The sequence below is a fragment of the Cobetia sp. 2AS genome (assembly GCF_029846355.1).
Classification (GTDB): Bacteria; Pseudomonadota; Gammaproteobacteria; order Pseudomonadales; family Halomonadaceae; genus Cobetia; species Cobetia amphilecti.
In genome coordinates this window covers 912,943-928,212 of record NZ_JARWKQ010000002.1, presented here as the reverse complement: position 1 = coordinate 928,212, position 15,270 = coordinate 912,943, and the positions used below count along the sequence as shown (strand labels likewise).

Annotated in this window: 11 protein-coding genes; 10 read left to right on the top strand and 1 reads right to left on the bottom strand. The window is 62.8% G+C overall.

Annotation, left to right across the window (positions count from 1 at the left end):
- Nucleotides 1–34: 34 nt before the first annotated feature.
- On the top strand, nucleotides 35–1,225 hold the full coding sequence (gene gltS, locus QD356_RS09095) for a sodium/glutamate symporter (protein WP_043331271.1): 1,191 nt from the start codon (nucleotides 35–37) through the stop codon (nucleotides 1,223–1,225).
- A 237-nt stretch (nucleotides 1,226–1,462) separates the two neighbouring features.
- Here gltS and QD356_RS09090 read toward each other — a convergent pair whose 3' ends face one another.
- Entirely contained in the window at nucleotides 1,463–2,959 is a 1,497-nt protein-coding gene (locus QD356_RS09090; protein ID WP_192837594.1) for an SLC13 family permease, read from the bottom strand.
- A 523-nt stretch (nucleotides 2,960–3,482) separates the two neighbouring features.
- Here QD356_RS09090 and galE point away from each other — a divergent pair.
- From galE to thrS, 9 genes are all read left to right on the top strand, one after another.
- Nucleotides 3,483–4,505: a UDP-glucose 4-epimerase GalE gene (gene galE, locus QD356_RS09085; RefSeq protein ID WP_054555473.1), complete on the top strand. Its 1,023-nt coding sequence runs from the start codon at nucleotides 3,483–3,485 to the stop codon at nucleotides 4,503–4,505.
- Nucleotides 4,506–4,719: 214 nt separating this feature from the next.
- The gene (cysQ, locus tag QD356_RS09080; protein ID WP_107336293.1) at nucleotides 4,720–5,547 is read left to right on the top strand and encodes a 3'(2'),5'-bisphosphate nucleotidase CysQ; all 828 of its coding nucleotides are present in this window, start codon (nucleotides 4,720–4,722) and stop codon (nucleotides 5,545–5,547) included.
- 79 nt (nucleotides 5,548–5,626) lie between these two features.
- The gene (locus QD356_RS09075; RefSeq protein WP_192837595.1) at nucleotides 5,627–7,477 is read left to right on the top strand and encodes a sulfatase-like hydrolase/transferase; all 1,851 of its coding nucleotides are present in this window, start codon (nucleotides 5,627–5,629) and stop codon (nucleotides 7,475–7,477) included.
- Nucleotide 7,478: 1 nt separating this feature from the next.
- Entirely contained in the window at nucleotides 7,479–8,831 is a 1,353-nt protein-coding gene (locus tag QD356_RS09070; protein ID WP_192837596.1) for a UDP-glucose/GDP-mannose dehydrogenase family protein, read from the top strand.
- Nucleotides 8,828–9,961, top strand: a complete 1,134-nt coding sequence (locus tag QD356_RS09065) for a glycosyltransferase family 4 protein (RefSeq protein WP_192837597.1) — start codon at nucleotides 8,828–8,830, stop codon at nucleotides 9,959–9,961. Before QD356_RS09070 ends, QD356_RS09065 begins: the two co-directional genes overlap by 4 nt.
- A 231-nt stretch (nucleotides 9,962–10,192) precedes the next feature.
- Nucleotides 10,193–10,705 carry a DUF2489 domain-containing protein gene (locus QD356_RS09060; RefSeq protein ID WP_082388255.1) on the top strand — a complete coding sequence of 171 codons (513 nt, stop codon included), beginning with the start codon at nucleotides 10,193–10,195 and terminating at the stop codon, nucleotides 10,703–10,705.
- 20 nt (nucleotides 10,706–10,725) lie between these two features.
- Nucleotides 10,726–11,880, top strand: a complete 1,155-nt coding sequence (locus tag QD356_RS09055) for an amidohydrolase (RefSeq protein WP_192837598.1) — start codon at nucleotides 10,726–10,728, stop codon at nucleotides 11,878–11,880.
- Between the two features lie 277 nt (nucleotides 11,881–12,157).
- Nucleotides 12,158–13,033: an OmpA family protein gene (locus tag QD356_RS09050; RefSeq protein WP_043335655.1), complete on the top strand. Its 876-nt coding sequence runs from the start codon at nucleotides 12,158–12,160 to the stop codon at nucleotides 13,031–13,033.
- 338 nt (nucleotides 13,034–13,371) lie between these two features.
- The gene (gene thrS, locus QD356_RS09045; protein ID WP_043335653.1) at nucleotides 13,372–15,270 is read left to right on the top strand and encodes a threonine--tRNA ligase; all 1,899 of its coding nucleotides are present in this window, start codon (nucleotides 13,372–13,374) and stop codon (nucleotides 15,268–15,270) included.

Below are 15,270 nucleotides of genomic sequence, written 5' to 3'. Positions count from 1 at the left end.
GCTAGAACAACCCACAACTACTCATCGGTATCGCATGATTCAACTTGATGCTATCACCACCCTGTTGCTGGCGGCGCTTGTCCTCGTCGTTGGCCATCTGATCGTCGAGCGCGTGCGCGTGCTGCGCGAATTCAATATCCCCGAGCCTGTGGTCGGCGGCCTCATCGCTACCATCATCGTCACCGGCCTGCGCGGCCTGGGTTACGAGTTCCAGTTCTTCGGCGGTCTCCAGACTCCTTTCATGTTGCTGTTCTTCGGCTCCGTTGGCCTGTCGGCAGACGTTCGCATGATTCGTGCCGGCGGCAGCAAGCTGGTGCTGTTCCTCGCGCTGGTCATCGGTCTGCTCATCCTGCAGAACCTGCTGGGTGTCGGTGTTGCCAGTCTGTTCGGTCTTGATCCGGTACTGGGTCTGCTCGGCGGTTCCATCACCATGTCCGGTGGCCACGGTACTGGCGCGGCATGGGCCAACGTCTTCGCCGACGAATATGGCATCAATGGCGCGATGGAAGTCGCGATGGCCTGTGCCACCTTCGGGCTGGTGTTCGGTTCCCTGATCGGCGGGCCGACGGCGCGTTTCCTGATCAATCGCATGAAGCGCGAAGGGCAGGACATCAACGCCCAGGTCAGCGATTCCGAATATGACGAGACGGAAGTCCAGCATCCGCTGAATACTTCCAATGCCCTGAAGACACTCTTCATGCTGCTGCTCGGGGTCGTCTGTGGCCAACAGCTGCAGTCACTCACCTCGGGCACCGCCTTCTCGCTGCCGACCTTCGTGTGGGTGCTGTTCAGCTGTATCGTCATCGGCAACGTGGTGCGCGCCTTCGGCGACAAGCACCTCAATACCCACGCCGTGGATGTGCTGGGCAACATCAGCCTGTCCATCTTCCTGGCGCTGGCGCTGATGACGCTCAAGCTCTGGGATCTGGCCAATCTGGCACTGCCGATTCTGGCCATCCTGCTGGCACAGGTCGCGCTGGTGTTCCTCTACACCACCCAGGTCACCTTCCGCCTGATGGGCAAGAACTACGACGCAGCAGTCCTGGTCGCGGGTAACTGTGGTTTCGGCATGGGCGCCACGCCGACGGCGATCGCCAACATGCAGGCGGTCACGCAGCACCACGGGCCGTCGCGTCTGGCCTTCATCATCGTGCCGGTGGTGGGTGGTTTCCTGATCGATATCGCCAACTCGCTGATCATCAAGGGCTTCCTCGGCTTCTTCTGAACATGACAGCAGGTGTCATGATAAGAAGTCGCAGAATCTGCCTGGCATGAACGACAACGCCGGACTCCATTGGAGTCCGGCGTTGTCGTTTCGGGGGCTGAAGTTTCAAGGGCGGAAGCTTCAAGGGCTCAGGCTTCAAAGGCGGTGAGAAGCTCGTCAGGCACTTGTGCTTTCACCCTCGTTCTCACCTTCGCTTTCACCTTCGTTCCCTTCCAGGCCCCGCGCCAGCACTTGCCTCTACACCCACAGTGCCACGATCAGGCCATAGGCCAGCAGCGTGACGACCACGGTACCGGCCAGGTTCAGGAAGAAGCCGGCGCGCATCATGGTCTGGATCTTGAGGTGGCCGGTGGCGAACACGATGGCGTTGGGCGGGGTCGCCACCGGCATCATGAAGGCACAACTGGCCGCGATGGCCGCCGGCACGGTGATCAGCAGCGGATCGATGTCCAGTGACAGCGCCAGTGCCCCCAGCAGCGGCAGGAAGGCAGCTGCCGTCGCGGTATTGGAGGTGACCTCGGTCAGGAAGATGATCACCACGACCACGATGGCGACCAGGCCGATGAGCGGCAGCACGCTGAACATCGACAGCTGGCCGGCGATCCACTCGGCGAGCCCCGAGCTCTTGATCACGCCCGCCAGTGCCAGACCACCCCCGAACAGCAGCAACACGCCCCAGGGCAGGTCACGCGCGTCTTCCCACACCAGCAGGCGGCGGCCGCGTGAGGTGCCGGAGGGAATGGCGAATAGGCCCACGCCGATGGCCATGGCGATGCCGGTGTCCGACAGCCAGGCAAGGCCCATCTGGTTGATCAGCGGACGGAACATCCACAGCAGGGCAGCCACCAGGAAGGCGGCGCCGACACGTTTCTCGGCGCTGCTCATGGCGCCCAGTGCCTTGAGCTCGCGGCTGATCATCTCGCCGCTGTCTGCCGTCTCGGACTTGAAGGAGAAGGGCGTGCGCGTCAGCCACCACCAGGTGATGGCGCACATCGCGATGGCGACCGGCAGGCCGACGAGCATCCACTGGGCGAAGCCGATCTCGATGCCTTGATCACTGGACAGGTAACCTGCCAGCAGGGCATTGGGCGGCGTGCCGATCAGGGTCGCGATACCGCCGAGGCTGGCGGAGTAGGCGATGCCCAGCAGCAGGGCGGCGGCGTAGCGCTTCAGTTCAGGGTCATTGCTGTCGCGCTCGTCCTGACCACTGGACATCAGGCTGACCACTGACATGCCGATGGGCAGCATCATGATGCTGGTGGCGGTGTTGGACACCCACATGCTGATGAAGCCGGTGGCGATCATGAAGCCGGCGATCTGGCGGCGCGGCGAGTGGCCGGCAAGCTTCAGCGTATGCAGAGCCACGCGGCGATGCAGGTCCCAGCGCTGCATGGCGATCCCGAGCAGGAAGCCACCGAGGAACAGGTAGATGGTCGGGTTGGCATAGGCGGCGGTGGTGCTCTTGATGTCGTCGATGCCAAGCGCCGGCACCAGCACGATGGGCAGCAGCGAGGTCACCGGAATCGGCAGGGCCTCGGTGGCCCACCAGGTAGCCATCAGCAGGGCCAGGCCGACGCAGAGCCAGGCGCTGTCCGGCATGTCACCCGGCGCCGGTGTCAGCCAGGTCAGCAGCAACAGGAGGGGTCCGAGTATCAGGCCGATGCGCGCCGCGAGTGGCGCTTGTGGCGGCGTAGTGGATTGATCAGCGACGTGATCGGGAGATTGCTCAGGCATGTCGACTCCAGAGAAGCCGGTCGGCGACTGGCTTCCTCATCATGGTGGTCATCGTGTTGTTGGTATGGGTCATGGTAGGTGATGGCGAGTTGTCGTGTTGGTGTTATTCATTACATGTCACGCATGTATCCCCGGTCGGGGTGACGTGCACGGCGTGTCATGTTGCCTGCCTTGTCAGAAAGTCGCTCGCGAGTCGATCAGCCGGGCGCTCAGGCGGCAAGGCGCGGCCATTGTCTCAGCATTGCGGCGCGGCTCAATAGCCTTCATTGCCTGTTTTGAAACTCCGGCAAGTGAAACCTTGACGCCGCGCAAGCGCGACGCTTGATCCGAGGTGCTCACACCTCGGGCCAGGCCCTGTGTGACGCTATCTTGCACGGGTCAGGTTGCTGTCTGGCGACAGACGCTGTCGTTGGCTGTGGACTTGTGAGCGCAAGGGCTGGAAGGTAGGGTTAGCAGCCATGAACAGGGCCAGCGCAGGACAACTGCGTGGCCCACTGTCGCGTTACTTTCACAAGGAAGATGATTGATGATTCTGGTCACGGGTGGTGCAGGCTACATCGGCTCTCATACGGTATTGGCGCTCATGGAGGCCGGCCATCAGGTGCTGGTGCTGGACAACCTGTCCAATGCCAGTGAAGCCTCTCTTGCGCGTGTGGCGACGCTTGCCGGACGCGAAGTGCCGTTCGTCGAAGGGGATATCCGCAACGGCGCGCTGCTCGACAGCCTGTTCGAGCGTCACGATATCGAGGCCGTGGTCCACTTCGCCGGGCTCAAGGCGGTCGGCGAGAGCGTCGCCAAGCCGCTGGCCTACTACGACAACAACGTCAACGGCACCCTGGTGCTGTGTGATGCCATGGCGCGTGCCGGTGTCAAGCGTATCGTGTTCTCTTCCTCCGCCACCGTGTATGGCGATCCGGCCTCCACGCCGATCCGTGAAGACTTCCCGACCTCCGCGACCAACCCCTATGGCCGCTCCAAGCTGATGGTCGAGGAAGTGCTGCGCGACCTGGCCGTCGCGGATGACAGCTGGCGCATCGCGCTGCTGCGCTACTTCAATCCGGTGGGCGCCCATGAGTCCGGCACCATCGGTGAAGATCCCAACGGCATCCCCAACAACCTGGTGCCGTATATCAGCCAGGTCGCCGTGGGCCGCCTCGAGGAACTGGCCGTGTTCGGTGATGACTACCCGACGCCGGATGGCACCGGGGTGCGCGACTACATCCACGTCGTCGACCTGGCCGATGGCCACCTCAAGGCGCTGGACTACCTGGCCGGTGATGCGCGGGATGGCGTTCACACCTATAACCTGGGCACCGGTACCGGCTACAGCGTGCTGGACATGGTCAAGGCGTTCGAGAAGGCCAGCGGTCGTCCGGTGCCGTATCGCATTGCACCGCGTCGTGCCGGCGATATCGCCGAATGCTGGGCAGAGCCCGACAAGGCCTTCAACGAGCTCAAGTGGAAGGCCGAGCTGGGTCTCGATCGCATGATGGCCGACAGCTGGCGTTGGCAGTCACGCAACCCCAACGGCTATCGCAGTGCCTGAAAACTGACACTGCAGGGTCAGTGCGCCTGAGTTGACGAGCTTGAGTTGACCGAGCTTGAGTTGACCGAGCTTGAGTTGACCGAGATTGAGTTGACGGCGCTTGTGTGAAGACCTCTCGAAGCGGTCGCGGGCAGCATCCGCGGCCGCTTTTGCGTATGATGACGGCGGGCCGAAGGGCCCGTGTCGACTCCTTCGAATTCTCTGCGAGACCCCCATGACCCAGTCTGATGTCACCCTCGATCTTGAACTGCTGACGGCCATTGAACAGCTTTGCCGTGAAGCGGGGCAGGCGATACTCGCCGTTGCCCGTGGGGGAGAGCTCGGCACGCGTGCCAAGGCGGATGACAGCCCCGTCACGGCGGCGGATATGGCGGCGCATCATGTGCTGGTCGAGGGGCTGGCCCGCCTGACGCCGCAGATTCCGGTGCTCTCGGAGGAGAGCGACAAGGCCGATATCGCGGCGCGGCGTGACTGGCAGACCTTCTGGCTGGTCGACCCGCTGGATGGCACGCGTGAATTCGTCACCGGCAGCGGTGAATACACCGTCAACGTGGCACTGATCCAGGGTTCGCGCAGCGTGCTGGGCGTGGTGGATGCGCCGGTACTGGAGACGACTTGGAGCGGGCTCGCCGGCGTGGGGGCCTTCCGGGAAGACGCCACCGGGCGTGTCGCGATCACGGTCAGTCCGGAGCCCGAGGTATTGAGAGTCGTGGCCAGCAAGTCGCATCTCGATGCGCGTACGGCGGCGCTGATCGAGCGCCTGACACCGGTGGAGAACGTCAGCTGTGGCAGCTCGCTCAAGTTCTGTCGCATCGCGGAAGGCAATGCGGATCTCTATCCGCGCTACGCGCCGACCAGCGAGTGGGACACCGCGGCGGCTCAGGCCGTACTGGAAGCGGCCGGCGGCCAGGTCTTCGATGCCGAGTCATTGCCCGCACAACCGCGTCGTCTGGACTACAACGCCCGCGATACGCTGGTGAATCCCTTCTTCATCGCCTGTGGCCAAGCGGATGGTCGCTGGCGCCAGGCGCTGGACGTCTGAGGGTGGCCGGGGCTCGACGGCTCGTGCACCCATTGGCCCGCGTGAGGGCTGAAGCGTTCATATCATGGCGAGGACGCGCATGAAGGGCCTGCTGCAGCGCCTCGTCCGTCGCCTGTTTGCGCGCAGTGATCAGGCGAGCAAGCGGGCCGGGGTGATCTCCGCCATCACGCTGGCCCTGCTGGCGAGTCTGGTGCCGTTGATCTATCACGGCCTGCTCGAGGGCGGCCTGATCCTGTTCGGCAATCTGTTGCTGTGGCCGTGTCTGCTGGCGGCGCTGCATCGTCCGCGCTGGCGTTGGCCGGCGCTGGGTCTGATGGCGGCGCTGGGCGTCAATCTCTCCGCAAGTGTGGTCAGCGCCGTCTATTACGATTCCCGCTATGGGCTGGCCTTCGCGCTCAGCTCGCTGGATACCAGCCGCAGCGAATCGATGGCGATGCTGTTCAAGTTCCCGCTGGCCCTGATCGTCCCGCTGGGGTTCTTCCTGCTGGCACTGTCACTGGGCAATCGCTTCGGGGCGGGGCTGGCTCGCGTCCGGCTGGGCGGGCGCAGCGGAATCGCCTTCGTGCTCTGGATGCTGATGCTGCTGGTCGGTAGCTGGCAGTGGGGCCGTGCCAGCGTGCCGTTGGCCATCACGACGCTGTCGGTCTCGCCGGGCTGGAACCTGGCCACCACCTCGCATGCCTGGTGGGAGAAGGAGCGCTACAAGGCGCTGATGGCGGATGACTATGATTTCGGTGGCGTCTCGCGCAGCCCCGAGGTGTCGGATGATGCTGTCTTCGTCCTGATCATCGGCGAATCCCAGCGCCGCGATCAGCTGTCGCTGTATGGCTATTCCCGCGCCACGACGCCGAATCTCGATGCGCGTCGCGACGAGCTGGTGGTCTTCGATCAGGCCATCGCGCCGGCGCCGCAGACCGTGCTGGCGGTACCGATGCTGGCCAGTCTGACCGACCCGCGAACCTTCTCGCCGCGCTACCTGGACGCCAATCTGATCTCGTTGGCCAATCAGGCCGGCTATCATACCGAGTGGCTGTCGCGCCAGGGGCTCGATATCACTTCCGAGCGTACCTGGATCACCGCCATCGCCCAGCGTGCCGATGTCGCTCGCACCATCATGACCGACTATGACGATGGCTTGCTGGATGCACTTGATGACGCGCTGGCGCGCGAGGTCGAGGGGCCGCGGCTGATCGTGCTGCATCTCTACGGCAGTCACCCGCCGGCCAGCCTGCAGTATCCGGACTCACTGCGCTATTTCCTGACCCCGGACAGCCGCTCGCCGCTGACCGATGCCTACGATGACAGCATCCGCTTCACGGATCAGGTGATCGAGGGCGTCTTCCAGCGCCTGGAGGGGCGACCCGCTGGCGTGCTCTATCTATCGGACCACGGTCTCGAGCATGACCCGCTCAGTGACGCCTATGTGCATGGCGGTGATCGCCCCAGTCAGGCGCCGTACCGCATTCCGCTATGGCTGTGGCAGACGGGGCAGGCGCCCAATCCCGCGCGCGAGCTGACACGCCTGCGCTCGCACGCCGATGAGCCTTTCGCCAGTTTTGACCTGCCCTATCTGGCCAGCGACTGGCTGGGCATCCGTTTCTCCGGTGACAAGCCGTGCCTGTCCCCCTGGGCGGTCTGCTATCAGCCGCGTGAGCGTCATCCGGTGCTGGACCAGCTGGGACGATTGAACTTCTATGAAGCCCTGCCGTCGGACTTTCTTTCCCGACCTCTCGCACCGGGTGCCGAAGAGCTCGAGGAAGCGGTCGAGGCGACCACCGAGCTGCTGGAGCGTCCGGAGTTCATGTCCGGGCAGGGCGCGAAACGCGACGGGCAAGCCCCACAACCGGATTCCCGCGTGACGCCGTCGGAGGATTCGTCGGCGTTCACCTTGTCACCTGCTTCATTACCTTCAGAAACCCTCAAGGACTGACATGAAAATCACTGTCTTCGGAACAGGCTACGTAGGCCTGGTGACTGGCACCTGTCTGGCCGACGTCGGCCATGACGTGATCTGCATGGACGTTGATGCGGCCAAGATCGATGGCCTCAAGCAAGGCGAGATCCCTATCTTCGAGCCGGGGCTGGAGAGCATGGTGCTGCGCAATGTCGAGGCCGGCCGCCTCAACTTCACCACTGACGCCCGTCAGGCCGTCGAGCACGGCGTGCTGCAGTTCATCGCCGTGGGCACACCGCCGGACGAAGACGGCAGCGCCGACCTCAAGTACGTGCTTGCGGTGGCCGGCACCATCGGCGAGCACATGAATGACTACAAGGTCATCATCGACAAGTCCACCGTGCCGGTGGGCACGGCAGATCGTGTCACGGCGCGAGTCGCCGAAGTGCTTGCCGAGCGCGGCGAACGTGTCGACTTCGATGTCTGTTCCAACCCGGAATTCCTCAAGGAAGGCGCGGCGCTTGAGGACTTCACGCGTGGCGCGCGCATCGTGGTCGGCACCGATTCCGAGAAGGTGCGTGAGCGCATGCGCGAATGCTACGCCCCCTACAACCGCAACCATGAAAAGCTGATGTTCATGGATGTGCGCGCCGCCGAGCTGACCAAGTACGCCGCCAACGCCATGCTGGCGACCAAGATCAGCTTCATGAACGAGATCTCCAATCTGGCCGAGCGCCTGGGCGCGGACATCGAGGAAGTGCGTCGCGGCATCGGCAGTGACCCGCGTATCGGCTACCACTTCATCTATCCCGGTTGTGGCTATGGCGGTTCCTGCTTCCCGAAGGATGTCCAGGCATTGGCGCGTACTGCCAGTCAGGTCGGCTATGACGCCGAGCTGCTGACCGCCGTGGAATCCGTCAACAAGCGCCAGAAGGTCACGCTGTTCGACAAGCTGTCGCGGGCCTTCGATGGTGATCTCAAGGGCAAGACCATCGCCGTCTGGGGGCTGGCCTTCAAGCCCAACACCGATGACATGCGCGACGCGCCGAGCCGCACGCTGATGGAAGCGCTGTGGGCCGCTGGTGCGACCGTGCAGGCCTATGACCCGGAAGCGATGAAGGAATGCCGCCGCATCTACGGCGAGCGCGACGACCTGGTGCTGGTCGCGGACCGTCAGCAGGCGGTCAAGGGTGCCGATGCGCTGGTGGTGTGCACCGAGTGGAAGGAATTCCGCACCCTGGACGGTGAGTGGCTCAAGGCGCAGCTCGGTTTCCCGGTGGTGGTCGATGGCCGCAACCTGTTCGAGCCCGCCGCCATGAAGGCCGCCGGCCTGATGTACTACGCGGTCGGTCGCGGTGACTCCATGCGCCGTGTGCAGGAGGCGTCGTGAGCACTGGTGCAGGCAAGCTGGCCGCGATCGCCATTCGTCAGGTCGAGAAGAATACCGGTGCCAGCCGCAATGCCTTCGAGCAGGCGGATGCGTTGCGCGCACTGGGCTATCGGGTGGTGATTCTCGCCGAGCGCGGCAAGCCTGAGCTGGCTCGCTCCCACGGCGCGGAGCTGGTGCGCCTGTGGCGGTGGCCCTTCAAGGGGGCGTATCGACGTTTCTGGTTCAATCGCCGTGTTCAGGCCTGGGTCAGCCGTCATGCGCCCGACCTGCTGATCAGTCATGGTGACTGCGAAAGCCCGGATACCGTCTATCTGCACAATTGCGTGCACCTTGCCTCGCAGTGCATCCATGGCCGTGAGCTGCCTCGCGACCACGAAGTGGCGGCGATTCATGATCACGTGCTCAAGGGTGGCAAGTTCCGTCAGGTCGCGGTCAATTCGCGCATGATGGGCGAGGACCTGATGGCGCGCTACGGTATTGCGCCTGAGCGGATCGAGATCAGCTACCCGGGCTATGGCCCGGTGCAATTCACGGTAGATCGCGCGCGCGCAGGGCGCACCGCCCAGCGTGAGGCATTGGGCGTGGCTGAGGATGAGCTGCTGGTCGGTCTGGTGTCATCCGGCAACTTCACCAAGCGCAACGTGGCAGGCTTCGTGGCGATGGCAGCGCTGATGGAGCAGGCCTCACCGGGCCGCTATCGCTTCCTGGTGGTAGGCAAGGATGATGCCGCGCCTTACCAGCAGCAGGCCAGGGAGGCGGGCATCGCCGAGCGCATGATCTGGCGCTCGACCATTCCCGAGGTCGAGACGCTCTACGGTGCGCTGGACCTGTTCGTGATGCCGGCCCATATCGAGGAATTCGGGCGTGTCGCGCTGGAGGCGATGGCCTGTGGTGCGCCGGTGCTGCTCAATGCGCGTGTCGGCTCGGCCGAGCTGCTCGATGACTACCCTGAGCTGGTCATGGCGGCAGAGTCCACGCCACAGCAGTGGGCCGAGCGCTGCATCCATCTGCTCGAGAGCGACACGCAGGCGCTGAGCGCTGCGCTGGCCAGCCTGGCACGCAATTACTCGCATCAGGCGCAGAATCTCAAGCTCAAGGCCAGCTTCGAGGCCTTGATGGCGGGGCGGTGAAGATCTGTGCTGACAGATTGACCGCTCGCGTGCCGGACGAAGCATGAGTGCGACAGAGAAAAGCGTGCAAGAGTGAATGACACGACTGGCCCCGTATCCCTGATGCGGGGCCTTTTGTTGACGCAAGGCGTGGGTGAGGGCGGGCTACGTGGTCATCGGTCGCAGTGCCCCGCCTTGGGTGTCGCGTGTGCAGTCCCTATACTCATGGCTTGTTTACCGCAGGAGAAAGGCATGTCCCTGACTATCAGCATCATTCTGGCCGTCATCGCGATCATCATCATCGCGGGATTGGCGTTCTATGCCCTCAAGCTGCGCCGCGAGGTCAAGGTGCGTGAGGCGCGTCGCGAGCAAGAGCTCATCCAGGCGCGCGCCAACTGTCTGGAAAGCCTCGAAGCCATCGCACGCGCCATGCAGGCCGGGCAGGTCGACATGGTGGAAGGCGGTCTGCGCTGCAAGGTGTTGATCGAGATTCTCGATACCAGTCTGGCCGAAGATGACGTGCTCTCGGTCTTTGGTGTCCTGCATGGGCGGGTGTCACACCTGCACACCCATTCGGCGCGCAAGGAGCTGTCGCCGCGTGAGCGTCTGGCCGAAGACAAGGAGCGCATCGCCGTCGAGGAAGCGCTGGCGGAGCCGCTGCAGCTGGCGGCGAGTCGCGTGCTGAGCAACATGGAATTCTGGCATCAGCATTACCTGGGGCGCAAGCGTCCCGCTTCGCCAGCAGATCTGGGGCAGGCCGTCTGATGAGACTTCAAGAGGCAGGCATGAACACGACACTTTCCTTGCTGGGCACGCCGCTGGCCGAGCTGCGTCACGCGCTGCACCGTTCACCGGAACTCTCCGGACAGGAAGCCGCCACGGCCTCCTGCATCGCCGGCTGGATGCAGGAGGCCGGCGCCGAGGTGGTCAGCGGGCTGGGCGGGCATGGTCTGGCCGCCATCTTCCGCGGCGCCGAGCCAGGCCCGCGCGTCATGCTGCGCTGTGAGCTGGATGCGCTGCCCATCGATGAGGCGCCGCGCGGCGACTGGTCCTCCTGCCATCCGCATGTCGGGCACCTGTGCGGCCATGACGGCCACATGAGCTGGATGCTGGGCGTGGCGCAGCGCCTGGCGGCGTCTCCGGTTGCCATGGGCGAGGTGGTGTTGCTGTTCCAGCCCGCCGAGGAAACCGGTGAAGGCGCGCGCGCCGTCGTGCGCAGCAAGGCCTTTGCCGCGCTCAAGCCGGACTATCTCTATTCGTGCCACAACTTGCCGGGGCGCCCCCTCGGGGAAGTCAGCGTGCGCGACCATGCCTTCACCTGTGCCTCACGCGGCATGATCGTGCGGCTTTCCGGGCTCTGTGCACATGCGGCCCACCCGGGAAATGGTCGCAGCCCGGCGATGGCCATGTGTCGCATCATGCAAGGCCTGTCGCGTCTGCCGTTGCAATTTGCCGATGAGACCGGACTTGCGATGGTGACCCTGATTCATGCGCGCCTGGGCGAGGTCGCGTTCGGCACCTCACCGGGCGACGCCGAGGTGATGGTCACCCTGCGCACCGAGAGCGATGACATGATGAAGGCGCTAGCCGAAGCGGCGGTGTCACTGGCGCGCAGCGAGGCGGAAGAAGACCGTCTGGGCATCGATGTGGACTGGTGTGACACCTTCGATGCGACCTGGAATTCGCCTGAGGCGAACGACATGATTCGCCGCGTGGCGCGACAGCAAGGGCTTGATTGCGTGGAACTTTCTCAGGCACATCGCTGGTCCGAGGACTTTGGCGTGCTGGCACGTGACTGCCACGCCGCCATGTTCACATTTGGCGCAGGTGAGGAAATGCCGGGGCTTCACCACCCCGATTACGATTTTCCTGATACGCTGTTGGCGCCCGGCGTCGAGATTTTCGAGGGGCTGGTTCGCCAGCACCTTGGAAGAGAGTAAAACAGGGGTTTTACAGCGTCGCCATTCTGATACAGTTAGTGTCAAAGTTTTTCGACGTTGCAAAAAACACTGTTTTCCTTCACCGTATGCCTGAGGATCGGTACCGTTTTCAAGGGAAACAGACCCGATCAGAGCTGGAAGGACGCACCTGCATGTGCTTTCTTCTTAAAGGAAGATTTGAATAAAATTCCTTTCATCGTAACGAGTTCGGCTCTTATACTGAGTCGATACGTAACACCCTCGTTACATATTGCGCTGTGTTAAGAAGGAGTCTTACATGAAAAGATCTACGACTGGCCTGGTTCTGGGTTCTGCATTGGTTGTTGGCCTGTCTGGCTGCGCAAGCTCTGCTTCCCAGTCTTCATCTGCTGAGAAGCCCTGGTACAGCCAGCCGTTCGTCTGCGGTCTGGCCGGTGGCCTGATCGGTGGCGGGATTGGTTACGGCGTCTCTGGCGACAGCGACGAAGACACCGGCGCTTCTCTGGGTGCTGTCGGCGGCGCGACCGCTGGCGCACTGCTGTGTGCTGACGATGCTCCGAAGTCCATGGACGACGATGGCGACGGCGTGCCGAACGACCGTGACGAATGCCCGGGGACTCCGGCAGGCGTCGCTGTTGATGCGAAAGGCTGCCCGCTGGACACCGACGGTGACGGCGTTGCTGACTACAAGGACCAGTGCCCGGGTACTCCGGCCGGCGTCACTGTTGACGCGAAAGGCTGCCCGCTCGATTCCGACGGTGACGGCGTGCCGGACTACCAGGACCAGTGCCCGAACACCCCGGCCGGCGCCAAGGTCAATGCCCTGGGCTGTGTCGCTGACCTCGTCCTGCGTGACGTGAACTTCGAGTTCGACTCCGCCAAGCTGACTGCCAACGCCGAGAAAGTGCTGAACGGTGTGGCGGCCAAGCTGGTCTCCAACGAGAACGTCCGCGTTCGCGTCGAAGGTCACACTGACTCCGTGGGTTCTGACTCCTACAACAAGCAGCTGTCCCAGAAGCGTGCTGACTCCGTGAAGGCCTACCTGGCTTCCGAAGGTGTTGGCGCCAACCGTATCCAGACTGTGGGTTACGGTGAAGAGCAGCCGGTCGCCAGCAACGATACCGCTGCAGGCCGTGCCGAAAACCGTCGTGTCGAGCTTGCTGAAGTCAAGTAAGCCGAACGCGGTAAGCTGAATCAGACGGGGCGCCTCAGGGTGCCCCGTCTGCGTTCGTGTCGTGCATGGCCTCCAGTGGCTCAAGCGTATCTTTACGACTTTTGAACGGGCTGCTAAGGTCTTGCCTCGTTCATGTTCCCGCGTTATGTGTCCACACCCTGACTGGTCGCTCGATCATCATGGGGCAGTGGGCGGCGCCCCAGGCATTGTAGGCCGGGGTCAGTAGCGTGAGGGGCGTGATCGTCATTGCCCCCATTTCGAGCCGACGCCCCGCGTTCGGCCAAATTCGCTTCACGTGACCCTTGGTAAGGGCCACCACTGAACGCAAGGAATTCTTCATGCCTATCGTTACTCTGCCTGACGGCAGCCAGCGTACCTTCGATACCCCGATTTCCGTGATGCAGCTGGCCGAGTCCATCGGTCCCGGTCTTGCCAAGGCCTGTGTGGCCGGCAAGATCAATGGCGTCGAGGTCGATGCCGCTGACATGATCACCGAAGACGCCAACGTCGCCATTCTCACGGCGCGTGATGCGGAAGGCCTGGACGTGATTCGTCACTCCTGCGCGCACCTGATCGGTCATGCCGTCAAGCAGCTCTACCCGGAGGCCAAGATGGCCATCGGCCCGGTCATCGATGACGGTTTCTATTACGACATCGACTTTGGCCGCTCGGTCACCCCGGAAGATCTCGAGACCATCGAGAAGCGCATGAAGCAGTTGATCGACAGCGAGTACGATGTGGTGCGTGAGTATGTCTCGCGTGACCAGGCCATGGCCGCCTTCGAGAAGCGCGATGAGCCGTACAAGCAGGAGATCATCGAGGGCATCGGCGAAGGCGACACCATCCGCCTTTACCACCACGAAGAATACACCGACATGTGCCGCGGCCCGCACGTGCCGAATACCCGTCACCTGAAGCACTTCCAGCTGCTCAAGCTGGCCGGTGCCTACTGGCGTGGTGATTCCACCAAGCCGATGCTGACCCGCATCTATGGCACCGCCTGGCCAGACAAGAAGCAGCTCAAGGCCTACCTCAAGCGTCTCGAGGAAGCCGAGAAGCGCGATCACCGCAAGCTGGCCAAGAAGCTGGACCTCTTCCATATGCAGGAAGAAGCGCCGGGCATGGTGTTCTGGCACCCGAATGGCTGGACCATGTATCAGGTGCTCGAGCAGTACATGCGTCGTATCCAGCGTGCCAATGGCTACCAGGAGATCAAGACGCCGCAGGTGGTCGATCTTTCGCTGTGGAAGAAGTCCGGGCACTGGGGGCATTACAACGAGCTGATGTTCACCACCGAGTCCGAGAAGCGTGAGTACGCGGTCAAGCCGATGAACTGCCCGTGTCACGTCCAGGTCTTCAATCAGGGTCTGAAGAGCTACCGTGACCTGCCGCTGCGTCTGGCCGAGTTCGGCTCCTGCCACCGCAACGAGCCGTCCGGCTCTCTGCATGGCCTGATGCGTGTGCGTGGCTTCACCCAGGATGACGCCCACATCTTCTGTACCGAGAATCAGGTCGAGTCCGAGGCCGAGGACTTCATCCGTCTGACGCTGGAAGTCTACCGTCAGTTCGGTTTCGAAGACGTCGAACTGAAGCTCTCCACCCGTCCGGAATCCTTCATCGGTGAGCCGGAAGCGTGGGACAAGGCCGAAGCCGGCCTGCAGGCAGCACTGGATGCGACTGGCCTGCCGTGGGAGCTGCAGCCGGGTGAGGGTGCCTTCTATGGACCAAAGATTGAATTCTCTCTGCGAGATTGTCTGAATCGTGTCTGGCAGTGTGGTACTCTACAGCTCGACTTCAATCTGCCTGAGCGTCTCAGTGCCCAGTTTGTCGATGAAAGTGGAGAGCGTCGCATGCCGGTCATGTTGCACCGCGCGATTCTCGGCTCCTTCGAGCGCTTCCTCGGCATCCTGATCGAGCACCACGCAGGCGCGATGCCATTCTGGCTCGCCCCGGAGCAGGTTGTCGTAATGAATATCACGGATTCCCAGGCAGAATATGCCAAGGATCTGGTCTCCCGCCTCGAGAAACATGACATCCGTGTCAAAGCAGACTTGAGGAACGAGAAGATCGGCTTTAAAATCCGTGAGCATACTCTGCAGAAGGTTCCTTACCTCATCGTCGTTGGCGACAAGGAAGTGGAAGCTGATGCAGTAGCTGTCAGAACCCGTTCCGGTGAAGACCTCGGCACCATGAAAGTTTCAGAATTCATGGAACGCCTGAAGGAAGAACAGGTCTGA

Bases quoted from the DNA above. Each gene is read 5' to 3' on its own strand.
- gltS (WP_043331271.1), top strand. From the start codon at position 35: ATGATTCAACTTGATGCTATCACCACCCTGTTGCTGGCGGCGCTTGTC.
- QD356_RS09090 (WP_192837594.1), bottom strand. From the start codon at position 2,959: ATGCCTGAGCAATCTCCCGATCACGTCGCTGATCAATCCACTACGCCG.
- QD356_RS09070 (WP_192837596.1), top strand. From the start codon at position 7,479: ATGAAAATCACTGTCTTCGGAACAGGCTACGTAGGCCTGGTGACTGGC.
- QD356_RS09055 (WP_192837598.1), top strand. From the start codon at position 10,726: ATGAACACGACACTTTCCTTGCTGGGCACGCCGCTGGCCGAGCTGCGT.
- QD356_RS09060 (WP_082388255.1), top strand. From the start codon at position 10,193: ATGTCCCTGACTATCAGCATCATTCTGGCCGTCATCGCGATCATCATC.
- cysQ (WP_107336293.1), top strand. From the start codon at position 4,720: ATGACCCAGTCTGATGTCACCCTCGATCTTGAACTGCTGACGGCCATT.
- thrS (WP_043335653.1), top strand. From the start codon at position 13,372: ATGCCTATCGTTACTCTGCCTGACGGCAGCCAGCGTACCTTCGATACC.
- QD356_RS09050 (WP_043335655.1), top strand. From the start codon at position 12,158: ATGAAAAGATCTACGACTGGCCTGGTTCTGGGTTCTGCATTGGTTGTT.
- QD356_RS09075 (WP_192837595.1), top strand. From the start codon at position 5,627: ATGAAGGGCCTGCTGCAGCGCCTCGTCCGTCGCCTGTTTGCGCGCAGT.